We start from the raw sequence: 24,868 nt of genomic DNA on the forward strand, positions 1-24,868 counted from the left end.
CCGAAAAAGTCGGGACAAACGGAAAAGTCAAAACTTCGGGATTATGACCGAATCGGGTCGCATTTATGAGCCGGAATTTCTAGCCGCACTTCCGTTCCGGCTTCCGCATTGCTTTGCACAAAAAGAGAGCCGCCCAAAAGTTTTGCACGCATTTCCATTCCGCTCATGCCGAAGTGGTTTTGCGAATATCGTTCACGTTCCGTTTGTGCTGCTTCGGCAAAGCCCTGTCCGTCGTCAAAAATCATTATGCAAATAAAATCTTCTCCGGTCTGCAAGTTTTGCTCCGGAACCGGCTCGGAACGGCGGTCGTTTCCGTTGCACCTTACTTTTCTTATGACAATGCTTGTCTCGCTTGCTTTTGCGTGCGTTTTTGCATTGTTCAAGGCTTCCTGAATTATCCGTAAAATGTGATGTTTTTGCTCTTTTGAAAAATCGTCAAGCATAACATCGGGAGAAACGAAAAACGAGCAGTCTATGCCGCTTTGCTCTTTGAACTGTTCGCACAAATCGTTTATGACGGTTTTAAAAGGAATGTTGCCGACAGCCGGAACTGCAAAATTTCGAATGATCGTTCTGAGCTGCTTTTGATTTTGTTTTTCGAGACTGATGATTTTTTCGATTTTGAATTGTATTTCATCGCTTTTAAAATTATAATCGCTCAAAATCGCCGAAAGTTCTTTTTCTTTCAGAAGAAGCGTTTTTATGTTTTGGCTTACCGTATCGTGAAGTTCCCGACTTATACGGTTTCGCTCCGCTTCCTGCGTCTGGATTATTTCCGAAATAAACTCCCGGTTTTTTTGTAATTTTTTGCGGTTCTTTATATTGCGGATCAAAATAAAAAGAACTGCGACAAAAGAGGTAAAACAGAGCACGATCAAAAAGAGAAAAAACGACGTGTAGAGGTTTAAGGCAAAAAGTAAATCCTGTAATTGCTGTTCGTTCATAGTTTAATTACTCTATATATTCCGTAGCCTAAAAAAGTGGAAATCAGCCTGTCCAGCACGATGATCGGAATACGCGGCAAAAGATATGAAAGGAATATTCCGAATTTTAAATTTTGGAATGCGATGTAAAAATCGTCGATTGCGGAAAATCGCGATAAGTTTCCGAAAAGCGGACGAATAAACGTGTTCAGCGCGCTTGCGGAAAAACAGGTTAAAAAAGCGGAAACGAATGCGATAATCAAAAGGTATAAAACCGTAACGGTATGACTGAAAAAGAATTCCTTTTTGTTGCGGCTGAAAATCCAAGTCGAAATGACTATCAGAATTCCGCAGATCGCATACAAAAAATCAAAGTAAAAAATTTCCGTTCCATAGATCACACACAGTAAAATCGTCATAATCGGATTATAGAGAGCTGCGACGATCAGAGCCGGCACAAGCCCTGCATAAAAAACGAGAGCGACCGTAAAAATCGTGTCCATAAAAACGGGAAGCCGCAAATAAATGACGAGTAAGAAAGTTACAATATTCAAAGCAAGCGCCGCCGCGCAAAGAAGTGCCGTTTTATAAAATGCTTTCAATTTAATCTCCCCATCTTTTCCAAGAATTCAAGTTTGCTTTTTACCCCTGCTTTGTCATACAAAATCGTAAGATAATTTACAACGGTTTTTTCGGTGATGCCGAGAGCGGCGGCAACTTCGGCGTTTGTGTTATGGATTGTCAGCGCATCCGAAAGGAGTTTTTCTTTTTTGGTAAAAGTCTGATTTATGTGGTTCACTTCCAAAAGGCCTGTTACAAGCTCCGCCTGAATGTATGTTTTTCCGTCAGACACGGCGCGAATCGCTGCAAGCAGGATTTCTTCATCCGCATTTTTTGAAACAAAACCTTTTGCTCCGACGGCAGAACTTACGGCGTGTTCTACGAATCCCCCCGAATCATGACTTGAATACGCGATGCACGGAACGCCGAGTTCGGTAAAACGGCGGATTATTTCAAAACCGCAATTTTCTTCGTGGGCTGCCGAATATTCGGCTTTGAAAGAAATGTCCACGACGGCGATATAGTTGTTCGGAGAGCAGGACGCGCGAAACGCTTCGAGAATTTTTTCGCATTCCGTCCAAGTTCCCGCTTCATGCGTAACCTTGTATTTTGAATGAGTTTCTATCCAGCTTTTTATTCCGCTTCTCAACAGAGTGTGGTCATCGCAAAGAATTATATTCGGAATCATAATTGTATTTTATATGAAAAAAGCGATGATTTATAGGGAGTTTAGTCCCGAAAATTTTATGATATCGATACTGTTTGTTTTTTCGATAAAGTTTTATTTCTTAAAAGGGTAACGCACAAGCGGAACTTCGCTGTATTTTCTCATTGCCACGCTTCCGTTTTTGCGGTACAGTAGCGTGCAAGCGGGGTGTTATGGTTGAGCTGATTACGGGGCCGATGTTTTCGGGAAAGTCGACGCTATTGTTTCAAAAAATGGAGCGCTACGTATACGCGCATAAAAAAATCATCCTTGTCCGTCCCGACCGCGATACGCGGAGTTTTTTTTCGCATTCGCCGCTCGAAAACGCTCTGCGCCGGCTCGCAGAATCGAAAGAGATCGACACGGTTTCGCTTTCCTCGTTTGACGGGGGAAAGCGTTTCGATGAATACGACGCCGTGTTCGTTGACGAATATTTTATGATAAAAAACTGCGCCGCGCTTGCGATCGAGTGCCGAAAAGATCAGGACGTCTATTTTGCGGGTCTGCTTGCAACATCGGAATGTACGCTTTTTGCCGAAGCTGCCCGGCTCCTGCCGTATTGCGATTCGATCATCAAATTGAACGGCGTGTGCACGCAGTGCGCGAGCCAAGTCGGCAACTATTCGTATTATATGCAGGGCGCAAAGACAAGCGATATCGTCGTCGGCGACAGTGAATACACGTGCCTTTGCCGAGACTGCTATTTGAAAAATCAAAAAGAAAAAGAAACGCAGCTCACGCTCGAATAAAGCGTTTTATCCCGCAGCTCATGCCGGAGTAGGGCGAACCGCTTGCAATGCATTGTATGCGCCACAGACGGATGTGCCGGCCTTACAGGTTTTAGAGGTAAGCTATTGAATGCTTTGGATGCTTTCCCACGTGCCCTTGCCCCATTTCGCTTCGAACATCGGGGGCAGCGTTTTGAGCGTCGCCACTCTAAAGCTTTCGACGTCGGGCGTGATGATCGTAATGCCTTGCGATTTCAGCGTCGCGATCAATTCGTTTTCCTGTCTGACGATTTCGTCGTTTTGCCATTCGATGTTTTTTACGAGCGACGCTTGGACGATTTCCCTGTCGGCCGGATCGAGCTTTTGCCACGTGTTTTCGTTGATGACGACGAGCAACGGTGTCATGATATGCCCTGTAAGGATGACGTATTTTTGCACTTCTTGGAATTTTGCGGATGCAAACGTCGGCAGCGGGTTTTCCTGTGCATCGACGATATTGTACTGCAGCGCGATATAGAGTTCGCTGAACGTGATCGGCCGTGAATTCGAACCCCATGAGTGCGCCATCGCGACGAAGATATCGTTTTCCGGGACACGGATTTTCATGCCGGCGCAGTCGGCGACCGAATGCACCTCTTTTGTCGATGTCGAAAGGTGGCGCGTTCCGTAATACATCGCACCGAGCAGACGCATACCGCTGCCCGCGAGTTCTTCGCTTATTTTTTGTCCGAACGGACCGTTGAGCGCTTTTTCGAGATGCTCGATATTGCGCCAAATATACGGCGCTTCGGCTATCGTCACCGACGGAGCGTAGAGTCCGAAGTTTGCGGCACCTTCGCTTACCATATCGATGCTGCCGGTCTGCGTACCGCGAATCAAATCCATACTCGCACCAAGCTGAGCGGCGGGAAATCCTTTGATTTCTATGCGACCTTTCGTCTGCTGCGATACTTCGTTTGCGACGCGAACCATCATTTGCGAAGCAGGGTGATCGACCGGATGAACCGACGCCCACCGTATGGTTACGGGTTTACCGTTTGTGCTTGCTCTTGTCTGTCCTTGTTTACTTTTGTTTACCCTTGCCGCCGCCAGTCCGCAGATCAGTAAAACCGATACTACCGTAGAGACTACTTTTTTCATGTCGTTTCCCCAATTTGAAATATTGTTTTGTATATAATTTTTTTCATCAGTATAGTAGCATGAGTTTTTGAAACTGTCAAATTTTTTTTGTCAAATTTTTTTTGTGATTTTTTTACGATGTGCGGATGATTGTTTCGGTGATATGCTGTTATATAGCCTGACAGGGTAGGTACAGCGACGGCTGCGTTTTATAAAAAGCGGCGGGCGGGACAGTCGAAAAACAGGCGGTTTTCAGACAGTCCCGGCTTCGGATCTTGTTCCGCTGCGCTCAGCCGGCCGCTTCGGCTGAACCGTTATTTATACATCGGGCCGTACGCTTTGCACGCGCGGTAATCCTGTCCTTCTTTGTCCATGCCGTACGCATTCCAGCACGCCGGACGGAAGATTTTGCTTTCGTCGACGTTGTGCATGCATACGGGGATGCGCAGTATGGAGCAGAGCGTGATTATATCCGCGCCGATGTGTCCGTACGAAATCGCACCGTGGTTTGCGCCCCAGTTGTTCATAACGTCGTATGCGTTTGTAAACGGAGCGCTGCCCGTCGGACGCGGAGCGAACCACGTGCACGGCCACGTGTAGTCGGTGCGTTTCCAAATCGCATCGGCGACGTCGTCCGGCAGTTTTACCGACCAGCCTTCGACGAGCTGCAGCACGGGGCCGATCCCTTTGACGATATTGATCCGAGCCATCGTCATGGGCATTTCGGCTTTTGTGATAAAGCGGGAGGAAAATCCGCCGCCGCGGAAATACCCCTGATCCGACGTACACCATTCGGTCGCTTTGAGACATGCGTCGATGTCCGCTTCGGTCATTTCCCAAAACGGCTTCATAACCGCGTTTCCGTTTTTATCTTTGACTTCGCCGCACGCATCGATCGTACACGCGCCGCTGTTTATCAAGTGGATAAAACCGCCGGCATCTTTTGCCTTTCCTTCGAGCGCATAGCCCGTTTCGTTTTTGACGCTTTCGCCTGTCCAGCACGTGCGCACGTCCGCAAACATTTGAGAGCGGTTCGTGAGCAGTTTTAAAAGCAGCATCGTCGCTCCGTTCAGCGTATCGTTTTCCGTTGCGAAGACGTAGGGTTCGCGCGCGCCGTTCCAATCGAAGGGCGTGTTCAAAATCGCTTCGGGGAAATCGGTGTCGGGGAATATATCCGTCCATTGGCGCTGTCCTTGAAAGCCCGCCGCGATCGCGTTGTGTCCGAGCGCTTCTTCGCCCCAGCCGATTTCTCTGAGTTTCGGATTGCCGTTCATCAAATCTTTAATGATAAGCGCGCACTTGACGGTAAACTCCCAATCCGCGTCGATCTGCGCGGGAGTTTTTTGCGCTTCTTTCGGATTTTTATCGAATCCCGTCGGACAATTTTTACGCGTCCATTCGAGCGCGCGTTTGTATTCGTCTTTGTCGTAGATCTCTTTTTCGATGCGGCGGTACACTTCGATTTCATCGACGGATTCTACGCGCATGCCGAGGTACTCTTCAAAAAAGTCGGGATCGATTTGCGAACCGGATATCCCCATGCACGTCGCTCCGATCTGCAGATAGGATTTGCCGCGCATGGTCGCTGCGGCTACGGATGCTTTTCCGAAACGTATCAATTTTTCTTTTACGTCGTCGGGGATCGTTTTGTCGTCGAATTTCTGTACGGTGCTGCCGTAGATGCCGAACGCGGGGAGACCTTTGCGCGCGTAGCCGGCGAGCACGCTTGCAAGGTATACGGCGCCCGGGCGTTCCGTCGCGTTTAAACCCCACACGCCTTTTATCGTCATGGGATCGTTATCCATCGTTTCGGAACCGTAGCACCAGCACGGCGAAACCGACAGCGTGATATCGACACCGGCTTTTTTGAATTTTTCCGCACATGCGGCCGATTCGGCAACGCGCCCGATCGTGCCGTCCGCGATGAGCACTTTTACCGGCTCTCCGTTTGTGTAGAACACGTTTCGTTCGAGCAGCTCTTTTGCCTGATGCGCCATGCGCATCGTCAGTTCTTCCAGCGAAGCGCGGACGTTAAGCATGCCTTCTCTCGCGTCGATGATGGGGCGGATACCGATGATCGGATACTCGCCGATTAACCTTGATTTTGCCATTGCATAATCCTCCTGATCATATATTAATTGTAACCTCTGTTTTGTTCGCCGCAAATATTTCCACGTTGCGTTTCGATGCGGCGATGTGTTCGTTCATCGCGACGACGGCGTCGGTCGTATTGTGCGCTTCGAGAGCGTGCAATATTTTTTTGTGCCGTATGATTGCATCGTCTATGCCGCCTGCGACGAGGACGCCTTTTCCCATGTAGTCGGTGAGCAGAGAGATGAGCACGTCGTTGAATATTTCGAGCAAGGCGTTGCCGGACGCTTTCGCTATGAGATTGTGAAAGCGGCAATCCAATGCGACGCGCTCTTTCGGCGAAAGCGCTTTGTCCGAAAACTCTTCGATGTTGCTCCGCAGCGCTTCCAGTATATCGTCGGTGATATTCGCGGCTGCAAGGCGCGCGGCGTTTACTTCGAGCATGGCGCGCATCTGCGTCAGATCGTCGTCGGAGATGTTGTTCATCTGCATGATTCTGCTTACCGCGGAAAACACCGTTGAATTTTTCGGCTTTGTGACAAAAGCGCCGAGCCCGTTTTTCAATGCGACGAGTCCGCGCTCCTGCAGAACTTTCAGCGCTTCACGGACTACGGGACGGGACACGCGGTACTGCTCGGCGAGCTGCTGTTCCGACGGAAGTTTTTCGTTTACGGGAAACGCATCCGAATTAACAATAGTGTCTTCCAAGCGATCGGCAATCTGTACGCTTAAGTTGTCTCTTACCAAGGTGAAACTATTGTCGGTCATACGGCATTATCCTGCAAGACCGAGTTCCGCGCGGATGTCTTTTTCCATGCGGATAAGGCTTTCGATTTCGTGCCGCGCATTTTCGTTCAATACGGAAACGTCTTTGCTCCTCGTCACAAGCGACATGGGAAGGCCGGTAAGACTGTAGTGGAACTTCGCGTTTACCGGATACGCGCGCGCTTCCGATACCGCCGCGACCGTTAAAAAGTCGCTGATTTTGCGCGCTTTTTCCGGCTCGGTTTTAAAGTGATCGTACATCCATTTGTAGATGTCGATGTGGAAATTCGCCATGACGCCGTTGTAGCCGTCGTAACCCGCGATGAGCGAATCGAGCAGTGTCGACGTATTTGCGTTGAACAGCGAAAGCTTTGTGCCGGCGGTGAGTTTGACGCGGCGCGCTTCTATTTCGTTCGAACAGCTTACGTCTTTTAAAAAGACGAGTTTGCCTGTACGCGCGCAGTCGGCGAGGAAGTCGTCGGTGAGCAGGCGCAAGTACGGATACGGACACTCGTAGAGACCGAGCGTAACGCCCGAAAGCTGGCGGAAAATATCTTCTGCATTTTTGTTGAAGACGGCTTCTCCTTCGTTTTGTTTTGCCATACGGTTTGCGACGAGAACGACCGCATCGACGCCCGTCTTCGCCATAGCTCCCAATTCGTCTATCTGCTCCGCATGATCGTCCGACGTATGCCCCGATGCGATCACTTTGATCCTGCCGGCGTTGGCGTCGACGACGGCTTTCGCTATATCGAGCTTTTCCTGCTTTGAAAGAAAAAACATTTCGCTCGATTGGCAGACGGCGAAAATTCCGTCGGCGCCGTGAGCGATATACCATTCGACGAGTTTTTTAATCGCATCGAAATCGACCGTATTGTTTTCCGTAAACGGCGTGATCATCGTAGGCCAGCAGCCGTGATATTCTTTCATACAATCTCCTTAATTCATAATTAAATTACAACAGCCCTGCAAGCTTCGGCAGGAACAGCACCGTTTGCGGAAAATACGTTATGATGACGAGGACGAGCAGCATCGCTATGAGCGGCCACACGATCTCTTTCATAATACCTTTAAGCGGTGTACCCGATATGCCGCTCGTGATAAACAGCAGCATACCGAACGGAGGTGTGGAAAGTCCGACCATCATGTTGAACGTTACGACCAATCCGAAGTGTATCATGTCGATTCCGAGTTTTTGCGCAACGGGGATCATGATCGGAACGAAGACGAGCTGGATCGTCGATGTGTCGATAAACATGCCGAGAAAGAGGATGACGATATTCACCAGGAGCAAAAACTGATATTTGCTCGACGTGATCGAAAGGATCCAGTTTCCGATGTGTACCGCAAGCTGTTCGCGCGCGACGATATAGCTGATGATCGTTGCAGCTCCTATCATAAGCGAGGTTGCGCCGACGTCTTTTACCGTCGTTTTGATGACTTCGAATAAGTCTTTCCAGCCCATTGCGCGGTACGCGATGACGGAGATGAGCAGCGCGTACAATCCCGCCACGGCACCCGCTTCGGTCGGCGTCATAACGCCCGTATAGATACCTACGAGGAGGATGACGGGCGTAAGCAATGACGGAAGCGCTTTCAGCGTAAAAGCGAGGAATTCGCGCAGTACGATTTTATCGCCGCGCGGGTAGTCGCGCTTTTTTGCGACGACGGCGACGTATACCATGAGGAATATCGTGAGCAGGATTGCCGGAATCATGCCGCCCATAAACAGCGCACCGACCGACGTGCTGCTGAGCATCGCATAGATGACGAGCGGAATCGACGGCGGAAATATCGGGCCGATCGTTGCGGACGCTGCAGTGATCGCACAGCTGAATTCGTCGTCAAAGCCTTTTTGCCGCATCGCCTGGATTTCGATTTTGCCCAAGCCGGCCGCATCGGCTATTGCCGAACCGGTCATGCCGGAAAAAATAAGAGAAGCGATGACATTTACGTGACCGAGCGCGCCTCTCATGCGTCCGCACAAACCGCCTGCGAATTTAAATACCATGTCGGTGACTTTTCCCGAATTCATTACGTTTGCGGTAAAGATAAAAAGCGGAACAGCGATGATAACGTAATTCGTGTAGAACGTGTTCATCACTTGATTGACGACAAGGCTCAGATCTCGACCGGTTATCAAAAGATAGCAGACGGCGGAGCTGAGCATACCGAGCGCGATCGGCATACGCAGGATAAAAATTAAAATGAATACGATAAGCGAAACCGTAAGTCCGAGACTCATACGCTGCCTCCGTCTGCGGCTTTTCCGATTACCGCCGCGTTTTCTTTATCCGCTTTATGATCTTCGGAGTCGTCGAGTTTGCCGCAGATGACTTTGATGTCTTCGATGCACGGTTTGATGCTGTACCCGATGACGGAAAGCAAAAAATATGCGAAGGGCAAAAACACCCATGTCAAACTCACGCGAAGCACCGCCGTACGCTGGAATCCTTGAAAGAGGGAAAAGCTTATGGAAGGGATAAACAGGGCGGCGAAAGTTAAAATAATAATGATATTGCCGGCCAGGCGCATCGCGGCGGCAATTTTCGGGCTGTACATATCGTACAGCATCGTAAACTGCACATGCCCGTGCTTTCGCATCGTATAGCATGCGCCGAGTATAACCGTCCAACAAAAACCGAGTACGATGAGATCGTTTGTCATGATGATGGGGCGGTTGAAAACGTAGCGTGAAACGACTTGCAGAATAAACGCGATAAACAGTACCGAAAACGAAATAATCGGAATATACACTTCCATACAATTCCGCAAAAATAATAAAATTTTTTTCATGATATCTCCGTTGCGTTGGAAAGCGCCGCGCTGTACGGAGGAGCGCGGATGCTCCCCCGTACGCGTCAGTTGCCTGCGGCCTGCACTTTATCGAACAGGGCTTTATCCCACGATTTTGCATAATCGCTTGCAAGGTATTTGCCGAGGACTTCTTTGCTGAACGCGTTGAGGTCGGCGTTGTATACTTTGAGTCCCTGCGATTTGAAGAAGCCGATGAGTTCGGCTTCCGCCGCGCGGTTCGTTTTATCGCAGAATTCGATGCCGGCTTTTACGCCTTCCATGATCCAGCCCTGCTGTTCTTTGGTAAGCGACTGCCATTTCTTTTCGTTGATTGCGGGCCATACGCTGTCTACGACGTGGTTCGTGATCGTAATCGATTTCGTCACTTCGTAGAATTTCGCGTTTTTGTCGGTCGGCAGCGGGTTTTCCTGACCGTCGACGGTTTTCGTCTGCAGCGCCATGTACAGTTCCGAAAAGGAAACCGGCGTCGGGTTTGCGCCGAGCGCTTTGCCGAGGAATATCCACGAATCGGAATTCGGCATGCGGAGTTTTACTCCTTTGAGATCTGCGGGCGTTTTGATCGGTCTGTCTTCCACCATATTCATCTGGCGCGTGCCGAGGTACTCCGCGCCGAGCGGACGGATGCCCTGCTCTTTTGCGATGCGCTCGAATACTTCTTTGCCGACCGGGCCGTTCATGACCTTTGTCATGTGCTCATAGCTTTTGAAGATATAACCGGCGGTAAACATGGATACCCACGGAGAGCCGTCGGTAAGCCATGCGGCTGCGGTTGCGGTCATATCGGCTTGTCCCGTTTTTACGGCAGTGAGTTCCTGTTCCTGTTTGAACAGAGAAGCGGAATCGTAGGTGAGCACTTTGATCGTTCCGCCGGAAAGCTTTTCAACCGTTTCTTTGAAAACCATCATCGCTTTCGTATGCGCGTCCGTCGGGACGGCAGTCATCGTATACGTCAGTTCGATAGGCTTGTTCGCATCCGCCTGTCCGTTGGCAAAAACCGCAGGGAGCAGCATCGCTGCCCCAAGCATCATAGCGAGTATTTTTTTCATACTAACCTCCTGGAAAGGCGTCGGGAAGCGTATCTCTTTTACAGCTTCAGGACGTCTTTTATTTTTATTACCGACGGCATACGCTGCCGGCTTGTTTCCTCAGTTTACAATTCCGGTCCGAACAACAGATTCGGGATCCACGTCGTGATTCCCGGGATCAGCGTAATCAAAAGCAAAACCGTAATAAGCGGTATGAGAAACGGTGCGGTCGCTTTTGTGACGCGTTCGAACGAAACCTTTGCGACGTTTGAAACGACATACAAAACGATTCCGACCGGCGGCGTCAACAGTCCGATCATCAGGTTTAAGATCATCATGATGCCGAACTGTGTCGGGCTGACGCCGAGCGCGTGCATGAGCGGGATAAATATCGGCGTGAGGATCATGATGGCGGCATTCGCTTCCATGAACATACCGACGAAGAGCAGGAAGGCGTTGATGAGCAGCAAAATGACGACGGGGTGATTGGAAACGGACATGATACCCGATGCGAGTATCTGCGGCACGTTTGCGACCGAAAGCGACCAGCCGAACATAACCGCCGTCATGACGAGCGCGAGAACGACGCCGTTCGTTTCCACCGTCGCAAGGATGATACGCGGCAAATCTTTAATGCTGAATTCTTTGTAGACGAAGAGACCGAGGATGAGCGAATAGAACGCCGCAAACACGGCCGCTTCCGTCGGCGTAAATACGCCCGACACGATACCGCCGAACAGCAGTACCGGAGCCATGAGCGCCCAAAATGCATCTTTAAATGCCTGCCACAAAATTTTTTTTGTCGGGCGAGGCGCACGCGGATAAGCTCTGCGCTTTGCGTAGCAAAAGACCATAATCATAAGCGTACCCGCCATAAGAACGCCCGGCAAAAGCCCGCCCATAAAGAGCCGTCCGACGGACGCTTCGGCGAGAACCGCGTACAGTACCATCGGCAAGCTCGGCGGAATGATAGGCCCTATCGTCGAAGAAGCACCGGTGACTGCGCACGAAAAGTCATCGTCAAATCCGGCGTCGCGCATCGCTTTGATTTCGATTGTACCCAAGCCTGCCGCGTCCGCAACCGCAGTGCCGCTCATGCCTGCAAACAAAACCGATGCGACGATATTCGCGTGGCCGAGACCTCCGGGCATGTGTCCGACAAGCACGTTTGCGAAGTTGAACATGCGTTTCGTCACGCCCGACGTATTCATGATATTGCCCATGATGATAAAAAACGGCGCGGCCAGCAGCGGAAACGAATTCGCAGCCATCGTTATGCGCTGTATGACGGTAAGAGGTGTAAATCCGTTCGTCAGGCAGTAGAGCAGGGAACAGATGCCGAGGTTGGCGTAAATATTCGTTCCGACGATGAGCAGGACGATAAACAGAATAAAGATGATACCCATGTTCATACGGCAGTCCCCTTGTCCGCATCGCGTTTCCATACGCTGTTTTTGAGATGCAGCAGTTCGTATACGATGATGAGCGTATTGGCAAACGGCACGACCGCGTACACAAAGCTTATCGTAATCGGAATGGTGATCGCCGGAAGCATCGTGCTCGCTTTCGTCATTCCGATGCCGTATACGATCATGTATGCCGAAAACACGATAAGGATAAGGCTGTTGAGCGTATCGATCATCTTGTGCAGTGTTTTCGGAAGCAGGTTGACGATAATCGTAATCTGTATGTGGCTTCTGTTTCTTGTGCCGAGGACCCAGCCGAGATAACAGATCCACACAAATGCATATCGTATTAATTCTTCAGACCACACGAGCGGTTTGTTCAAAACATAGCGCATGCATATTTGACACAGCGCTAAAATAAATATGACTAAGAAGAGAACGACGGAAAGCCGGTCGATACATTTGTTGACGGCAGCCGTTACTTTTTCCTCTACGCGATTCATTGTTTTCTCCCATGAAAACCCGTATGAAAACTTTTGCGAAACGCTCGAGCCGGTCAAAGGGTTTTCGGCAGTGCGCGGCGGACGCATCTTTATAATCGAATGTGCGGAACTGCCGCATTTTAAAAACAGCGGACGAATGTCGGAGCCGCCCGATTTCCGAACAACTCCGACGTTTTGTTGATCGACGACAGCTTCGTTATTTAATATTTTGGATGCTGTCCCACGTACCCTTGCCCCATTTCGCTTCGAACATAGGCGGTACGACTTTCAATGTTGCCTGCCGGAAGCTTTCGACATCGGGCGTGATGACCGTGACGCCCTGCGATTGGAGTTTTGCAATCAAATCTTTTTCCTGCTTGATGATTTCGCCGTTCTGCCATTTGATGTTTTTTGCGATCGACGCTTTGACGATTTCCTGATCGGCCGGAGCGATTTTCTGCCATACCTTTTCGTTGATGACGATGAGCATCGGCGTCATAATGTGTCCGGTGAGGATGATATATTTTTGCACTTCCTGGAATTTCGCGGATGAAAAAGTCGGCAGCGGGTTTTCCTGACCGTCGACGATATTTTGCTGAAGCGCGAGATACAGTTCGTTGAACGTGATAGGGGTGGGATTCGATCCCCATGAGCGCGCCATTGCGACGAAGACATCGTTTTCCGGAACGCGGATTTTCATACCCGCGCAGTCCGAAACTTTGCGCACTTCTTTTTTCGACGTCGAAAGGTGGCGCGTTCCGTAGTACATCGCACCGAGCAAACGCATGCCGCTGCCCTTGATCAGCTCTTCGTTGATCTTTTGACCGAATGCACCGTCGATCGCTTTTTCAAGATGCTCGACATTGCGCCAAATATACGGCGCTTCGGCGATCGTCACCGACGGTACGTACTGTCCGAAGTTCGCCGCTCCTTCGCTGACCATATCGACGATGCCGGTCTGCGTGCCTTGGATCAGGTCCATGCTGCCGCCGAGCGCTCCGCCGGGAAAGCCTTTGATTTCGACGCGGCCGTTCGTCTGTTTCGACACTTCTTCCGCTACGCGCATCATCGTCTGAGACGCCGGATGTGCAGGCGGATGTACCGATGCCCACTTTATCGTTACTTTTTGACCGGTCGCAGCATTGCTGCCGTCGCTGCCGCCCGAAGCCGCTGCAATTCCGCAGATCAGCAAAACCGTCGCCGCTGCACAAATCAGTTTTTTCATAGAGACTCCTCGTATAAGATGTTACCTGTCAAACAGGTTGATAGGTAACATGGTAGCACGAGTTTCCGGAGCTGTCAAATTTTTTTTATAAAAAACCGATTTTTTCAATCGTTTCGCGCATCAATCGCATGACGGGATGGTGAATTTTGATCACAAATAACAGTATGCCGAAGCGGGATTCCGGCTGCGTGCTTACATTGCGAGCTTAAACACGATTTTCCGTACGGTTTCCGGATTTTTGAGCGAAATGCAGGGTTCGTGACCTTCTCCGGGAAACAAAACGATGAATTTTCCGGGTTTTGCGATATAGGACGCCGCCAATTCGCCGTCAAAAAATTGAATATCGCTTTCGGCATCGTATTCGTTCCGCGCTTTCATGCCGGCATTTTCGCATACATCGATGATCTCTTCGCCCGACATGATGAACTGCACATCCGCCGCGTGCCGGTGCGTTTCGTAGCCTTTCGTGCCTTTTGCGCGCGTTTGATATTCGCTCACGGAATAGCGCACCGATGCGTCGTCCGTCGCATACGAACCTGTCACCGCCGTTTCCGCTTTTCCGGAGCGGAGCACTGCGGCAACCGCTCGAAGCTGCGGAAAAGAAGCCGCGTATTTTTCGATGTTTTCAATCGTATCGATAATCATAATTTCTCCCATGAAAATTTTTAATTATCATAGAATTTCGGATACCGCTTGTCAAATGAATAACCTTGCCGCAGAGCGCCGTAACAAAAGGTATTGAAATTCCCGCACAAATAAAAATGATAAAATTTTCATTTTTCCTGTAGCAAATCTTTTGAAAATTTGTTATATTCTACGACGGTTGATATGAAATGTACGGGCCTCGAACGGGATCCATGCATTTCGTAAAACTTTTTCGGAAACCTGAGTTTACTTTAAAAATAATGCGCTTCACATTCCTATAAAAGTTTTATCCGAATTCTATTAAAAATTAAGGAACCGAAGCATTGTATGACGCCTGTAATCAATAGCATTCTCACCTATCTCGTGGTGGATTTTCTTTGTATCGCATTTTCCGTATTTATCATAAAAAAATTAACAACGGATATAGGCAGCGAACTCGAAATACGTATGTTGAAGATCATGCTGCAGGTATTTATCCTATATTCGTTGGTCGATGCAATATGGATCGTGGGTGAATACGGCTATATGCGGTTCTATATACGTATCGTAAACGGTATCGTTTGTTTCTTTTCCATTTTCCTGATAAGCGTTCTTTCTTTTTTTATGTTTATCTATACGGAAATCCGATTGAAAACCGCGTTTATGAAAAAGCCCGAACTGTGGATTATCGCGTCGGTGCCGCTTGCGTTTTCGCTGTTTATGTGCGCATCGTCGTATTATACGGGATGGATCTATTACATAACACCCGACAATGAATACCGGCGCGGTCCCTACTATTGCTGGCAGATGGCGATCGTGTTTTTTTATTTTGTCATTGCGCTGCTTCGGGCTCTGTGCTGCGGAGCGAAAGAAACTATGCCGATGCGACGGCGCGCAACGTTCGGCTTCGCCCTTGCGATTGCCGTTTGTTTTGCGATCGGTTCGCTTCAGATGTTTATTCCCGGCACTCCTCTTATCGTGATCGCCATATTTTCCGGATTTTTGATCATGTTTGTTAATTTTCAGCAGGCGCAGATTTTCAGCGATGCGCTTACCGATTTAAATAACCGGCGGCGTGCGAATCAATATCTCGAAACGAAATTCAACAGCCCTCTTACCGAATGGCCGCTGTATTTATTTATGCTCGATATCAATTCGTTCAAAGAGATAAACGATACATACGGCCATATCGAAGGGGACAAAGTGTTGCGTATCGTCGCGCAGGCGCTGAGGATGACAAGCCAAAAGTACAGCACTTTTGCCGCGAGGTTCGGCGGCGATGAATTTTTGTTAATCGGAGAATCCTTGTACGTGTCGAGCCCCGATGAATTGATAAATCATTTTAATAAAGCGCTTGAGGCGGAGGTCGCGGCACGAAGACTTCCGTATGCCGTTACGTTGAGCATCGGCTATGCAAAAACAGACGGACAGAGTATATCGATCGTTGAACTTATAAAAAAAGCGGACGATATGCTTTATAAAAATAAAAGCCGCGCTCATTCTGCTGCCCCCGACAACAGGAGTATAATGCAGAGCGAAAACAGGAGCGGAAAAATACTGGTACCGTTTTTCTGAAAGCGCAAACTTAATTACTTTTAAAAATAAAATTAATAATAATTATTAAAAATACCGTATGATATGCACACTGTTTTATAAAATACCCACACAACCAATAACTTTGTCGCAGTGTATTTTTGTAAATAGAATTAATAATTATTAATCATATAGCCTCGTGCGGTATTGTTTATGCATACAGCAAAAAGATCGCGGGTATTTTATTAATTTCGGGAATCGGGGACTTTTTCCATTCGGAAACGGACTTCGTGCGGATAAATTCTTCGCCGCACGTGATGCCCGCAGCTATGCACAGTTTCGTTTCACCCTTGAGCGATGATAAAAGCGACGACAAAAGCTGCATATTGCGGTACGGCGCTTCGATAAAAAGCTGCGTCTGCTTTTCTTTGTAAACGCGGCTTTCAAGCTGCTTGATTCGTTGTACGCGCGCATCGGGCTTTGCAGGGAGATAGCCGTTGAATGCGAAGTTCTGTCCGTTAAAACCGCTGGCCATAAGCGCCATGATGATCGAAGAGGGTCCTGCAAGAGGGGCAACGCGGAAGCTTTTTTTGTGCGCGAGCGCGACGACAGCCGCACCGGGATCCGCGACTGCGGGGCAGCCTGCTTCCGAAATGACGCCTATTGCAAAGCCCGCTTTAAGCGGCGCGAGGAACGGCTCGATTTTCGTCACATCGGTGTGTTCGTCGAGCACGAAAAAGGTCAGCGTGTCTATGTCTATTGCGCGGTCGATCTTTTTGAGAAAACGCCGTGCGCTCCGCACGTTTTCAACGATAAAATATTTTATCGCGGAAATAATGTGCCGATTGTATTCCGGGATGACGCGTTCGATTTCCGTGTCGCCGAGCGTCGTCGGAATAAGGTATAATGCCGCTTCCATAATCTCAATCCTCCGATTATTACACTTGTCGACCGTCCCACGATTTCGAATGCGCTTTTTCATACGCGACTGCTTTGTCGAAGTCGGCTTCAGGCGAACAAAATCGTTCGATCTGCAGCTGTGTCGCATACAGCCGTCGCAGGCATTCGGTTTTATCGGTGTCGCCGAGTTTCGATTTTTCGATGCCGTCGCCGAGTACGCGGATCGTTTCGTCGTAAATCCTGCACGGCACGGGAAAGGGATGCCCGTCTTTTCCTCCGTGTGCAAACGAAAACCGTGCGGGATCGGTAAAACGCGACGGCGTTCCGTATACGATTTCGCTTACGAGCGCAAGCGACTGCAGTGTGCGCGGTCCGAGTCCCGGTGTAAGTAAAAGCGATTCGAAATTTTCCGGAGGGCTTTCGTATGCTGCAGCAAGTACGGCGCCGAGCCGTTTCAAATCGATGTCTTCGGCGCGTACGTCGTGACGTGCGCTCATCGTTATGGAGCGCGATGAGTGCAAAATGCGAGCCGTTTTTGCGACGTCGTTCGAGTGCGGGGCGGGCGAGGGGCAAACGGTTTCCGCAGCTTTGACTGCGCTTTCGGTGAGGTCGGGAAAAAGTTCAGGCTCTCTCGGCACGACCATTGCCGCAGAAGGCGATGTGATATGCGAAAGTTCGTGCAGAATGCGCTCGGGATTTTCGTTCGCGATTTCGACGATCGCAGAACGTGTAGGCTCCGCTGCCGGATCGGTGAGGTTTAAGATTTCGCCTTGCGTTTCTCCGACGACGCCCGTATGCGGCTCTTCGACAAAAGAGCGCAGTTTCGGCGAACACCAGTGATATCGCCTCGCCGTGCGCGACGCGGCATTCATGCCCTGCTGCACGACCGCCCAATCGCCTTCGTCGGTTACAATAAAATTATGCTGATACAGCTGAAAGCCGTCTTGGACGGCGTTGTTATCGACCTTTGCGCAAAGTTTGCTTGCGCGCACGAGGGAAGTTCCGTCGAGTCCCGCAGCGTCCGATAAAAATAATAATTCGTTCGGTGTATTGCGCGAATATTTTCCGCGTCCGCCGCACACACAGATGCCGAGTTCCCGTCCGCGTTCGTTCAGTCCGCGCTTGAGTGCATACATGACGCTCGTCGTTATGCCCGACGAATGCCAGTCCATGCCGAGTACCGCACCGAAGGACTGAAACCACATCGGATCGCTCAAGCGCACGAGTACTTCGCGCTTACCGTAATTTTGAATGATCGATTCGACAATCAGCGTGCCCAGTTTTTTCATACGCTCGGCGAGCCATATTGGGACTGTGCCCCGATGCAACGGCAAATCCGCGCATCCCGTGCGCCGTGCCCTCAAGCGCGGCTCCGCTTTGCGATGATGCCGTCGACGGCGAAGTTGAGTATGTCGCGTATGTCGTCGATGTTTTCCTGCGCAAGGACGGCGAGGCGGAAGATTGCGGATTCGATCAATCCGTAAAACATATCGTTTACGACTTTGACGTTTATCTTTTTGAATTCGCCCGATTTTGCGCCGCGGATGAGCAGCGTCGTCATGATATGCCGCAGTTTGATGACGCGCCGCATGACACGCTCCCGCGGATCGACGCCCGATTTTTGCAGCTGTATCAAATACAGGAGCAGAACACTGAACAGCTTTTTATTTTCTCCGATCGCATCGACGATACTCATCAGCATTTTTCGGAAACATTTTTCCGTGTTGAGCGATGTATTGTTGACGATCTGCATGATCGTCGTTTCGATTCCCGATACGAGCTGCTTGATGCTCCATAAAAAAATCTCGCGCTTGTTTTTAAAATAAATGTACAGCGTCGTCCGCGTAATACCGCATCGGTCGGCGATCTTTTGAAAGGTGACGTCTTCGTAGCCTTCTTCAACGAAAACGTCGAGCGCTTTTTCGAGTATCTTTCGTTTACGTTTTTCGTGTTCGACGATGATCGCCATGAAAGCCCTCCGCCTACGCTTTTTCTTTTTTGCCGGAAGATATCGAGTACATATAAAAATGCGTATCGAGATTTCCGGCTTTAAAACTTTTCAATTTGTCCGCATAATGCCCCGAGCATTTTTGAAACTGTTTGCTTGCGGTGATGACGCCGATTTGCCAATTCGGAAAATTCGTCCACAGTGCGCCCATCTTTTTGTAGAGGGCTTCCGCTTCCGCCTCGTCTCCGAGCCGCTCGCCGTACGGAGGATTGCACAGCAAAAGCCCTTCATCGTACGGAGCCGCCAAATCGATAAAATCAGACTGTATGAAATCGGGGCGAGGAATACGGTTGTCTTTTCCGATGGACTGCAAAGCGCGTCCGGCTGCAACGCATGCGTGTTCGGCGTTCGCTTTGGCACGGTTTACCGCCTCTATGTCGATATCGCTTCCGGTAACGCGCACTTCGACATCCGTTCTGATCCGTTCCGCTTCCTGCGCACGGATCTCGTCCGCGCGTTTTTTATTAAAAACGGCAAGGTGTTCGAGCGCAAAGCTCCTGCCTGCCCCCGGTGCGATATTGTGCGCAAAAAGCATCGCTTCGATCGCGATCGTTCCCGAACCGCAAAAGGGGTCGTGCAGCGGCGTTCTTCTGCGCCACAGCATTTCCTGCAGCAGTACGGCGGCAACCGTTTCGCGAAGCGGCGCCGTCCCTCCTCCCGTGCGGTAGCCGCGTTTGTACAGCGGCTCTCCCGAAAGATCGAGCAGGACGTTTACCTTATCGTTGTCGATATATACGCGCACATCAGCAGTCTCTCCCGATTCGGGGAGTGTCGTCATGCGCCACTTGTCGCCGAGTTTTTTGTAGATCGCTTTTTGCACCATGCTTTGAATCGTCGGTTCCGAATTCAATTTCGAGTGATGAGAGCGCACTTTGTCCACGACGACGCGCACGTCCTTTTTTAATAAATCCTGCCAATCGGCCGCATAAGTGCCGGCAAAAAGCGAATCGAAATCGGCCGCCTGAAAAGAAGCCGCCTGCAGATATACGCGATCGGCCGTGCGGAGGCAGAGGTTCGCGCGAAAAAGCGCATCGTCGTCGCCGGTAAAAAAAACTCGTCCGGGCGCGTTTCCCGCGAGCTTGTAGCCGAGGTGTTTGATTTCATTGCCGAGTATTTTATCCGCGCCGACGGCGCAGAGCGCAACGAGGGTATTCATACGGCTTTAAAAATAACATTTTTACGGATTTTGTGCAATTGTCGTATTTTGCGATTTTGCACGCCGAAAGCGCCGGCAATGGAAATTGTTAATAATTAATAATTATCAGGACGAAGCGGATCGGAAGATCCCGCCTTCCGCACTTCGGTAACCCTCATCCGCGCCCCGGCGCGGACGCTGCGCGGTGCTCCACGCGGGCGTAAGTCTTTCGTAAAAGCGGGCGATATTGCGAGTTGGAGCAGGTGCTCGTTTTGATATGCCGGCGGTTTTTTCCGCTTTTTGTAAACGACAGCGGCATTGTGCGCTCGGCACACGTTACCGCTTTCCGAAAAATTCCCGGATTTCATCGAGCCGATCGATCGCGTCTTTTCGTCCGATGTCGTACAGCGCTTTGATTTTTGTACCGTCTTTTTCCGTACGCCCGACACCCGCGGTGTGCTTCGGACGGATGAGCAAAACCGAGCCCGCTTCCGCCCTTCGTTCGATATCTGCGACTTCCTCGTTGTATACGATATGGCGCATTTTCATCGCACGGATGAGCGCGGGATATTTCCGCATTGCAATGCGCAGCGCGGGGAGCAGCGGATTTTTCCCTTTTCGGTATCCTTCAGGCTGCGTCAAAATGACGATGTTTCGCGTATAGCCGAGCCGCTCGAAAGCGCGGAGCGGGATCGAATCGGCGATACCTCCGTCGAGCATTTTACGGCCGTTCGCGCATACGATGTTCGAAGCGAGCGGCATGGACGCCGACGCCTGCAGCCATTTCATTTCATCGCCGCGGAGCGTTTTGCACCGATGGTAAACGGGCTCACCCGTTTCGACGTCGGTACACGTTACGTAAAACGCAACCGGAGAAGATTCGAGCGCGTCGTTGTCGTAAGGATCGAGTTTTTCCGGCAGTTCGCGCCAGCAAAAATCCGCGTTGAATAAATCGCCCGTTCTAAGCCATGAGCGGAAACTCATATAGCGTTTGTCGCCGCAGTATTTCATCGTATAGCGGACGGATCGTCCGATTTGGTGCGACGCATAACTTGCTCCGTGAACGGCTCCCGCCGACACGCCGAGCACTCCGTCGACTTCGATGCCGTTTTCGCACAACACGTCGAGTATGCCCGCCGCATAGATGCCGCGGTGACCTCCGCCTTCGATTACGATTCCCGTTTTCATCGATATATTTCCGCCTTTTCCGTATTTCGATTATGTAATAAGTTTCCACTTGCCGTCGATCAGCAATTCGTGCGGCTTGAAATTCGATTTATACACCATCGACTTGCAGTCTTTAAGCCAATAGCCGAGATAGTACCGTTGTAAATGAAATGTTCGGCACAATTCGATTTCCCGCAATATGCTGTAGGTACCGATGCTTCTCTTTTTCGTTTCATCCGACGTGTCATAGTAAAAATAATTCGACGACAGGCTCGCTTTTCCCGTGTCGATGATGCCGACGCCGACGAGTTTTCCGCTGTACCTGTAATCCATATTTATCGTGCCGGAATAAAACGATTCGTACTTGCCGTCTTCCGCCGTGCGGCAGATGCCGTTCATATCGATGAGCGTTTTTTTCGCTTCGTCAAAACTTTTTTCAGAGGCGGGATTGTGCCGCTTGTCATAGGTGCGGAAAAGCGTAACTTTTTCGTCGGTCACGAATTCATCCGCTTTCGTCGTGAGCGTTACGGCAAGATCGCGGTTCTTTTCAAGTACGCGCCGCTGCGACTTCGACGGCTCGAACGCGTCCGGAAAAATTCTGATCGGAATACACGCTTTGCAATCGGGACAGTCGGCGCGGTATACGTAGTTTCCCGCCCGGCGGAAGCCTTCGTCGAGGATGATGTCGAACAAAATTTGCTGACAGAGTGCGGGATTGTTTTCGGTGCGCACAGGCTCTTCACCGTGCGTCAGCATATCGGACGCTTCTTTCAGTGACGGAATGCGATAAATCGTTTCGTGCGACGTGCGGCCTTCAAAATAACCGCAGTCGCCGGCACACAGATTGTTAAAAGCGTCGTTTTGTTCGTCGGATGGGATATTGCCGGCCATCGTTACAGTCCCGTCCCCTCGTCGATTCCCATCATGATATTCATACACTGCACTGCAGCTCCCGACGCTCCCTTGCCGAGATTGTCGAAGCGTGCGGAGATTACGATGCGCTCGTCGTTTCCGTACACGAATATCTGCATATTGTTCGTTCCCGAAAGCGTATTTGCCGCGATGAATCCGTTTTCGATCGTATCCTGCAGTTCCATAACCTTAATAAATTTTGAACCCGCATAGCACGACGCAAACATTTCCCGCACGTTAAGGGCGGAAACTTTTTTTGTAAGCAGCCGCACGTGCAGAGGCACGGTAACCATCATACCCGAAAAATAATCGCATATATACGGAGTAAAGGCGGGCGGAAAATCCAAACCGCTTATCTTTTGCATTTCCGGCAAATGCTTGTGGTGCTGCGTGAGCGCGTAGAGGCGAGGGGAGGCGAGCTCTTCGGGACGGTTTTTCACTTCGTATTCGGCGATCGCTTTTTTGCCCGCGCCGCTGTAGCCTGAAACCGCGTGGCATACGACGGGATAATCGCGCCCCATGATGTGCGAAGAGATGAGCGGAAAGCAGATCGCGTTAAAGCCGCTCGCGTAGCAACCCGGAACCGCGACCCGTTTCGATCTTTCGATGCGGCGCCTGAAATCGCTTGAAAGTTCGGGAAAGCCGTAATCCCAGCCGGGGGCCGTACGGTGCGCGGTGGAAGCGTCGATGATGCGCACTGCGGGATTCGTGCACAGTTCTGCGGTTTCGACGGCAGCGGCGTCGGGGAGACATAAAAACGTAAAGTCGGAATTATTAATTAATTTTTTTCGTTCGTCCGCGTCTTTTCTTTTGTCGTCGTCTATGCGCAGCATTTCGATGTCGCTGCGCTTTGCAAAGCGTTCGTATATCTTTAAACCCGTCGTGCCTTCCTGTCCGTCGATAAAAACTCTGTATGCCATAGATACTACTATAGTGCACCGAAAAAAAGAGTGCAATCACGATGTGCGTAAGAGCGAACCGTAGCCGGTGGATTATCGAAAGACGTTTAAGGTTTCCGCTTCAGACTGCGCAAATATTTTTTGCGGTCGTCGGGAACGCGGTAACTTTCGATCGCTTTTTGAATCGTTTTGTTGTGCGTCCATACGTCGAGTTTTTTCTTTTCGATAAACGGAAGAGCGGCATCGTATTGTTTTGCGAGCGCCGTCGCAAAATACCACGCGATCATCATATTGATATAGTATTCGTCCGAACGTATCTTTGAAACGAGGGCTGCGGACGAAAGCGTAAAACGTTCGTCGAGAAAAAAGCGCATGAGTATGCCGATGCCGAATCTCACCGTATAAGTTTTCCCCGACGCGATCCATTCCTGCACTTTTTTGTACAGCGCGGGAATATTTTTTTCGAGCGCTTTCGGACTCATCGAATCGCAGGTCGCCCAGTTGTCGACGTAGGGCAAAAACTCGTCGAGCGCTGCGACGGTGTCGTCGAAATCGGCAATCGTTTCGATGATGAATGCGTGTACGTTGTTTTCTTCATAATAAACGTGCGGAAGATTTTTAATAAATTTTTTTGCATCGGGGGTTTTTGCGAATTCTTTTGCAAAAGAGCGGAGAGCGGGAGTCCGTATGCCGATGATCGTTTCGCCCGGAAGCGTCGGCAAAAGCTTTTGCTGAAACCGCCGATAAACCGTATCCTGCATCGAAAATAATTTTTTTTGAAGCGCCGTTTTCGTCATAAAACGAGTGTAACCGAAACGCGGGCAGGACGCAAGGGAACGCATTGCATCACGTATATCGCGTAAAAGCCGACCGGCGCTGCGTATTTTTCAGTCCGTAAACAGCGGTGTCGACAGATAGCGGTCGGCGGAATCGGGGAGCAGCACGACGATTGTTTTATCTTTAAATTCCGCGCGCTTTGCGACTTCGTATGCCGCCCACAGTGCGGCTCCGGACGAAATACCTGCGAGTATGCCTTCCGTTTTTGCGAAATCTTTTGCCGCCGAAAACGCATCTTCGCTTTTCACGGCGATGACTTCGTTATAGATTTTTTTGTCGAGCGTAGCGGGAATAAAGTTTGCGCCGATACCTTGGATTTTGTGCGGGCCGGCATAGCCTTCCGAAAGAAGCGGAGACGAAGCGGGCTCGACCGCAAAGATTTTTACGTTTTTATTTTTTGTACGCAAAAATTTTCCGATGCCGGAAAGCGTACCTCCCGTTCCGACGCCTGCAACGAAAGCGTCGACGTGTCCGCTGCAGGCTTCCCAGATTTCGGGACCGGTCGTTTTGAAATGCGTTTCCGAGTTTACGGGATTCGTAAACTGGCTCGGGATAAAGCTGTGCGGCGTATTCTTTGCGATTTCATTCGCTTTTTCGACGGCACCTTTCATTCCCTGCGAGCCGTCCGTCAGTACGATTTCCGCGCCGTACGCCTTTAGTAAATTGCGCCGCTCGACGGACATCGTTTCGGGCATGGTTAAAACGACGCGCAGTCCGCAGCTCGCACATACCGATGCAAGTCCGATTCCCGTATTGCCGCTCGTCGGTTCGATGATGACGGAATTTTTTTTGATTTTGCCCGTTTTGATTCCGTCGTTTATCATCGCTTTTGCGATGCGGTCTTTTACGCTTCCGGCGGGATTGAAGCATTCGAGCTTTGCGAGTATGCGTGCATGCAGTGCAAGGCGCTTTTCCGTATTTTTGATTTCGATGAGCGGTGTGTGTCCGATGCAGTCGGTTATTTTTGTCGGAATTTTTTCAGTCACGACAGTTGCCTCCGTATAT

General features: G+C 50.1%; 25 protein-coding genes. 2 read left to right on the top strand and 23 right to left on the bottom strand.

Going from position 1 to position 24,868, the window contains the following annotated elements:
• Positions 1–41 precede the first annotated feature (41 nt).
• From H9I36_RS09320 to H9I36_RS09330, 3 genes are read right to left on the bottom strand one after another with little or no spacing between them, the layout of a single operon-like run.
• On the bottom strand, positions 42–944 hold the full coding sequence (locus H9I36_RS09320; protein WP_187385085.1) for a sensor histidine kinase: 903 nt from the start codon (positions 942–944) through the stop codon (positions 42–44).
• On the bottom strand, positions 941–1,525 hold the full coding sequence (locus tag H9I36_RS09325; protein WP_222864684.1) for a hypothetical protein: 585 nt from the start codon (positions 1,523–1,525) through the stop codon (positions 941–943). Before H9I36_RS09325 ends, H9I36_RS09320 begins: the two co-directional genes overlap by 4 nt.
• Positions 1,522–2,172 carry a response regulator transcription factor gene (locus H9I36_RS09330; RefSeq protein ID WP_187385086.1) on the bottom strand — a complete coding sequence of 217 codons (651 nt, stop codon included), beginning with the start codon at positions 2,170–2,172 and terminating at the stop codon, positions 1,522–1,524. Before H9I36_RS09330 ends, H9I36_RS09325 begins: the two co-directional genes overlap by 4 nt.
• Positions 2,173–2,363: 191 nt before the next feature.
• Between H9I36_RS09330 and H9I36_RS09335 the strand changes: the two genes are divergently transcribed.
• The gene (locus tag H9I36_RS09335; RefSeq protein WP_187385087.1) at positions 2,364–2,939 is read left to right on the top strand and encodes a thymidine kinase; all 576 of its coding nucleotides are present in this window, start codon (positions 2,364–2,366) and stop codon (positions 2,937–2,939) included.
• Positions 2,940–3,041: 102 nt separating this feature from the next.
• Here the strand turns inward: H9I36_RS09335 and H9I36_RS09340 are convergent, their stop codons facing one another.
• The 11 genes from H9I36_RS09340 to H9I36_RS09390 all read right to left on the bottom strand — a co-directional run bounded on the left by H9I36_RS09340 (position 3,042) and on the right by H9I36_RS09390 (position 14,493).
• Positions 3,042–4,058, bottom strand: a complete 1,017-nt coding sequence (locus H9I36_RS09340) for a DctP family TRAP transporter solute-binding subunit (protein ID WP_187385088.1) — start codon at positions 4,056–4,058, stop codon at positions 3,042–3,044.
• Positions 4,059–4,351: 293 nt separating this feature from the next.
• Positions 4,352–6,148, bottom strand: coding sequence for an L-fucose isomerase (locus tag H9I36_RS09345; RefSeq protein WP_187385089.1), 1,797 nt, complete (start codon positions 6,146–6,148; stop codon positions 4,352–4,354).
• A gap of 16 nt (positions 6,149–6,164) precedes the next feature.
• The gene (locus tag H9I36_RS09350) at positions 6,165–6,896 is read right to left on the bottom strand and encodes a FadR/GntR family transcriptional regulator (RefSeq protein ID WP_187385090.1); all 732 of its coding nucleotides are present in this window, start codon (positions 6,894–6,896) and stop codon (positions 6,165–6,167) included.
• A 6-nt stretch (positions 6,897–6,902) separates the two neighbouring features.
• Positions 6,903–7,823 (bottom strand): dihydrodipicolinate synthase family protein, encoded by a 921-nt coding sequence (locus tag H9I36_RS09355; protein WP_187385091.1) that lies wholly within the window; start codon positions 7,821–7,823, stop codon positions 6,903–6,905.
• Positions 7,824–7,848: 25 nt separating this feature from the next.
• Entirely contained in the window at positions 7,849–9,138 is a 1,290-nt protein-coding gene (locus tag H9I36_RS09360) for a TRAP transporter large permease (RefSeq protein WP_187385092.1), read from the bottom strand.
• Positions 9,135–9,689 (bottom strand): TRAP transporter small permease, encoded by a 555-nt coding sequence (locus H9I36_RS09365; protein WP_255422722.1) that lies wholly within the window; start codon positions 9,687–9,689, stop codon positions 9,135–9,137. The genes H9I36_RS09360 and H9I36_RS09365 overlap by 4 nt, the downstream gene beginning before the upstream one ends.
• Before the next feature lie 65 nt (positions 9,690–9,754).
• The gene (locus tag H9I36_RS09370) at positions 9,755–10,756 is read right to left on the bottom strand and encodes a sialic acid TRAP transporter substrate-binding protein SiaP (protein ID WP_187385093.1); all 1,002 of its coding nucleotides are present in this window, start codon (positions 10,754–10,756) and stop codon (positions 9,755–9,757) included.
• 104 nt (positions 10,757–10,860) lie between these two features.
• Positions 10,861–12,147 (bottom strand): TRAP transporter large permease, encoded by a 1,287-nt coding sequence (locus H9I36_RS09375; RefSeq protein ID WP_187385094.1) that lies wholly within the window; start codon positions 12,145–12,147, stop codon positions 10,861–10,863.
• On the bottom strand, positions 12,144–12,644 hold the full coding sequence (locus H9I36_RS09380; RefSeq protein WP_187385095.1) for a TRAP transporter small permease: 501 nt from the start codon (positions 12,642–12,644) through the stop codon (positions 12,144–12,146). The genes H9I36_RS09375 and H9I36_RS09380 overlap by 4 nt, the downstream gene beginning before the upstream one ends.
• 196 nt (positions 12,645–12,840) lie before the next feature.
• A complete protein-coding gene (locus H9I36_RS09385; RefSeq protein WP_187385096.1) occupies positions 12,841–13,848 on the bottom strand; it encodes a sialic acid TRAP transporter substrate-binding protein SiaP in 1,008 nt (335 codons plus the stop codon).
• A gap of 192 nt (positions 13,849–14,040) precedes the next feature.
• Positions 14,041–14,493 (bottom strand): NanQ anomerase/TabA/YiaL family protein, encoded by a 453-nt coding sequence (locus H9I36_RS09390; protein ID WP_187385097.1) that lies wholly within the window; start codon positions 14,491–14,493, stop codon positions 14,041–14,043.
• A 327-nt stretch (positions 14,494–14,820) separates the two neighbouring features.
• On the opposite strand from H9I36_RS09390, the gene H9I36_RS09395 reads away from it, so the two are divergent.
• Positions 14,821–16,047, top strand: coding sequence for a GGDEF domain-containing protein (locus tag H9I36_RS09395; RefSeq protein ID WP_187385098.1), 1,227 nt, complete (start codon positions 14,821–14,823; stop codon positions 16,045–16,047).
• Between the two features lie 169 nt (positions 16,048–16,216).
• On the opposite strand, the gene H9I36_RS09400 is transcribed toward H9I36_RS09395, so the two are convergent.
• The 9 genes from H9I36_RS09400 to cysK form a co-directional block, all read right to left on the bottom strand.
• The gene (locus tag H9I36_RS09400; protein ID WP_187385099.1) at positions 16,217–16,924 is read right to left on the bottom strand and encodes an SAM-dependent methyltransferase; all 708 of its coding nucleotides are present in this window, start codon (positions 16,922–16,924) and stop codon (positions 16,217–16,219) included.
• Between the two features lie 19 nt (positions 16,925–16,943).
• Positions 16,944–18,269, bottom strand: coding sequence for a DUF763 domain-containing protein (locus H9I36_RS09405; protein WP_187385100.1), 1,326 nt, complete (start codon positions 18,267–18,269; stop codon positions 16,944–16,946).
• Positions 18,266–18,874, bottom strand: coding sequence for a TetR/AcrR family transcriptional regulator (locus H9I36_RS09410; protein ID WP_187385101.1), 609 nt, complete (start codon positions 18,872–18,874; stop codon positions 18,266–18,268). The genes H9I36_RS09405 and H9I36_RS09410 overlap by 4 nt, the downstream gene beginning before the upstream one ends.
• Before the next feature lie 13 nt (positions 18,875–18,887).
• Complete coding sequence (locus H9I36_RS09415; RefSeq protein ID WP_187385102.1) at positions 18,888–20,069, bottom strand: THUMP domain-containing class I SAM-dependent RNA methyltransferase; 1,182 nt, start codon at positions 20,067–20,069, stop codon at positions 18,888–18,890.
• A 315-nt stretch (positions 20,070–20,384) separates the two neighbouring features.
• A complete protein-coding gene (locus tag H9I36_RS09420; protein WP_187385103.1) occupies positions 20,385–21,236 on the bottom strand; it encodes a patatin-like phospholipase family protein in 852 nt (283 codons plus the stop codon).
• Positions 21,237–21,266: 30 nt separating this feature from the next.
• Positions 21,267–22,106, bottom strand: a complete 840-nt coding sequence (locus tag H9I36_RS09425; protein ID WP_187385104.1) for an arginyltransferase — start codon at positions 22,104–22,106, stop codon at positions 21,267–21,269.
• 2 nt (positions 22,107–22,108) lie between these two features.
• Entirely contained in the window at positions 22,109–23,047 is a 939-nt protein-coding gene (gene argC / locus H9I36_RS09430; protein WP_187385105.1) for an N-acetyl-gamma-glutamyl-phosphate reductase, read from the bottom strand.
• Between the two features lie 86 nt (positions 23,048–23,133).
• Entirely contained in the window at positions 23,134–23,823 is a 690-nt protein-coding gene (locus H9I36_RS09435) for a DNA alkylation repair protein (RefSeq protein ID WP_187385106.1), read from the bottom strand.
• 90 nt (positions 23,824–23,913) lie between these two features.
• The gene (gene cysK, locus H9I36_RS09440) at positions 23,914–24,849 is read right to left on the bottom strand and encodes a cysteine synthase A (protein ID WP_187385107.1); all 936 of its coding nucleotides are present in this window, start codon (positions 24,847–24,849) and stop codon (positions 23,914–23,916) included.
• Between the last annotated feature and the right edge of the window lie 19 nt (positions 24,850–24,868).

Origin of the sequence: Treponema sp. Marseille-Q4130 (assembly GCF_014334325.1) — a bacterium.
Classification (GTDB): Bacteria; Spirochaetota; Spirochaetia; order Treponematales; family Treponemataceae; genus Treponema_D.

What these genes read in the sequence shown, in the direction of transcription:
- H9I36_RS09370 (WP_187385093.1), bottom strand. Translation starts at nt 10,756, where the DNA reads ATGAAAAAAATACTCGCTATGATGCTTGGGGCAGCGATGCTGCTCCCT.
- H9I36_RS09340 (WP_187385088.1), bottom strand. Translation starts at nt 4,058, where the DNA reads ATGAAAAAAGTAGTCTCTACGGTAGTATCGGTTTTACTGATCTGCGGA.
- H9I36_RS09335 (WP_187385087.1), top strand. Translation starts at nt 2,364, where the DNA reads ATGGTTGAGCTGATTACGGGGCCGATGTTTTCGGGAAAGTCGACGCTA.
- H9I36_RS09385 (WP_187385096.1), bottom strand. Translation starts at nt 13,848, where the DNA reads ATGAAAAAACTGATTTGTGCAGCGGCGACGGTTTTGCTGATCTGCGGA.
- H9I36_RS09375 (WP_187385094.1), bottom strand. Translation starts at nt 12,147, where the DNA reads ATGAACATGGGTATCATCTTTATTCTGTTTATCGTCCTGCTCATCGTC.
- H9I36_RS09415 (WP_187385102.1), bottom strand. Translation starts at nt 20,069, where the DNA reads ATGAATACCCTCGTTGCGCTCTGCGCCGTCGGCGCGGATAAAATACTC.
- H9I36_RS09345 (WP_187385089.1), bottom strand. Translation starts at nt 6,148, where the DNA reads ATGGCAAAATCAAGGTTAATCGGCGAGTATCCGATCATCGGTATCCGC.
- H9I36_RS09395 (WP_187385098.1), top strand. Translation starts at nt 14,821, where the DNA reads ATGACGCCTGTAATCAATAGCATTCTCACCTATCTCGTGGTGGATTTT.
- H9I36_RS09355 (WP_187385091.1), bottom strand. Translation starts at nt 7,823, where the DNA reads ATGAAAGAATATCACGGCTGCTGGCCTACGATGATCACGCCGTTTACG.
- H9I36_RS09350 (WP_187385090.1), bottom strand. Translation starts at nt 6,896, where the DNA reads ATGACCGACAATAGTTTCACCTTGGTAAGAGACAACTTAAGCGTACAG.
- H9I36_RS09360 (WP_187385092.1), bottom strand. Translation starts at nt 9,138, where the DNA reads ATGAGTCTCGGACTTACGGTTTCGCTTATCGTATTCATTTTAATTTTT.
- H9I36_RS09330 (WP_187385086.1), bottom strand. Translation starts at nt 2,172, where the DNA reads ATGATTCCGAATATAATTCTTTGCGATGACCACACTCTGTTGAGAAGC.
- H9I36_RS09390 (WP_187385097.1), bottom strand. Translation starts at nt 14,493, where the DNA reads ATGATTATCGATACGATTGAAAACATCGAAAAATACGCGGCTTCTTTT.
- H9I36_RS09365 (WP_255422722.1), bottom strand. Translation starts at nt 9,689, where the DNA reads ATGAAAAAAATTTTATTATTTTTGCGGAATTGTATGGAAGTGTATATT.
- H9I36_RS09320 (WP_187385085.1), bottom strand. Translation starts at nt 944, where the DNA reads ATGAACGAACAGCAATTACAGGATTTACTTTTTGCCTTAAACCTCTAC.
- H9I36_RS09420 (WP_187385103.1), bottom strand. Translation starts at nt 21,236, where the DNA reads ATGAAAACGGGAATCGTAATCGAAGGCGGAGGTCACCGCGGCATCTAT.
- H9I36_RS09400 (WP_187385099.1), bottom strand. Translation starts at nt 16,924, where the DNA reads ATGGAAGCGGCATTATACCTTATTCCGACGACGCTCGGCGACACGGAA.
- H9I36_RS09410 (WP_187385101.1), bottom strand. Translation starts at nt 18,874, where the DNA reads ATGGCGATCATCGTCGAACACGAAAAACGTAAACGAAAGATACTCGAA.
- argC (WP_187385105.1), bottom strand. Translation starts at nt 23,047, where the DNA reads ATGGCATACAGAGTTTTTATCGACGGACAGGAAGGCACGACGGGTTTA.
- H9I36_RS09435 (WP_187385106.1), bottom strand. Translation starts at nt 23,823, where the DNA reads ATGACGAAAACGGCGCTTCAAAAAAAATTATTTTCGATGCAGGATACG.
- H9I36_RS09380 (WP_187385095.1), bottom strand. Translation starts at nt 12,644, where the DNA reads ATGAATCGCGTAGAGGAAAAAGTAACGGCTGCCGTCAACAAATGTATC.
- H9I36_RS09425 (WP_187385104.1), bottom strand. Translation starts at nt 22,106, where the DNA reads ATGGCCGGCAATATCCCATCCGACGAACAAAACGACGCTTTTAACAAT.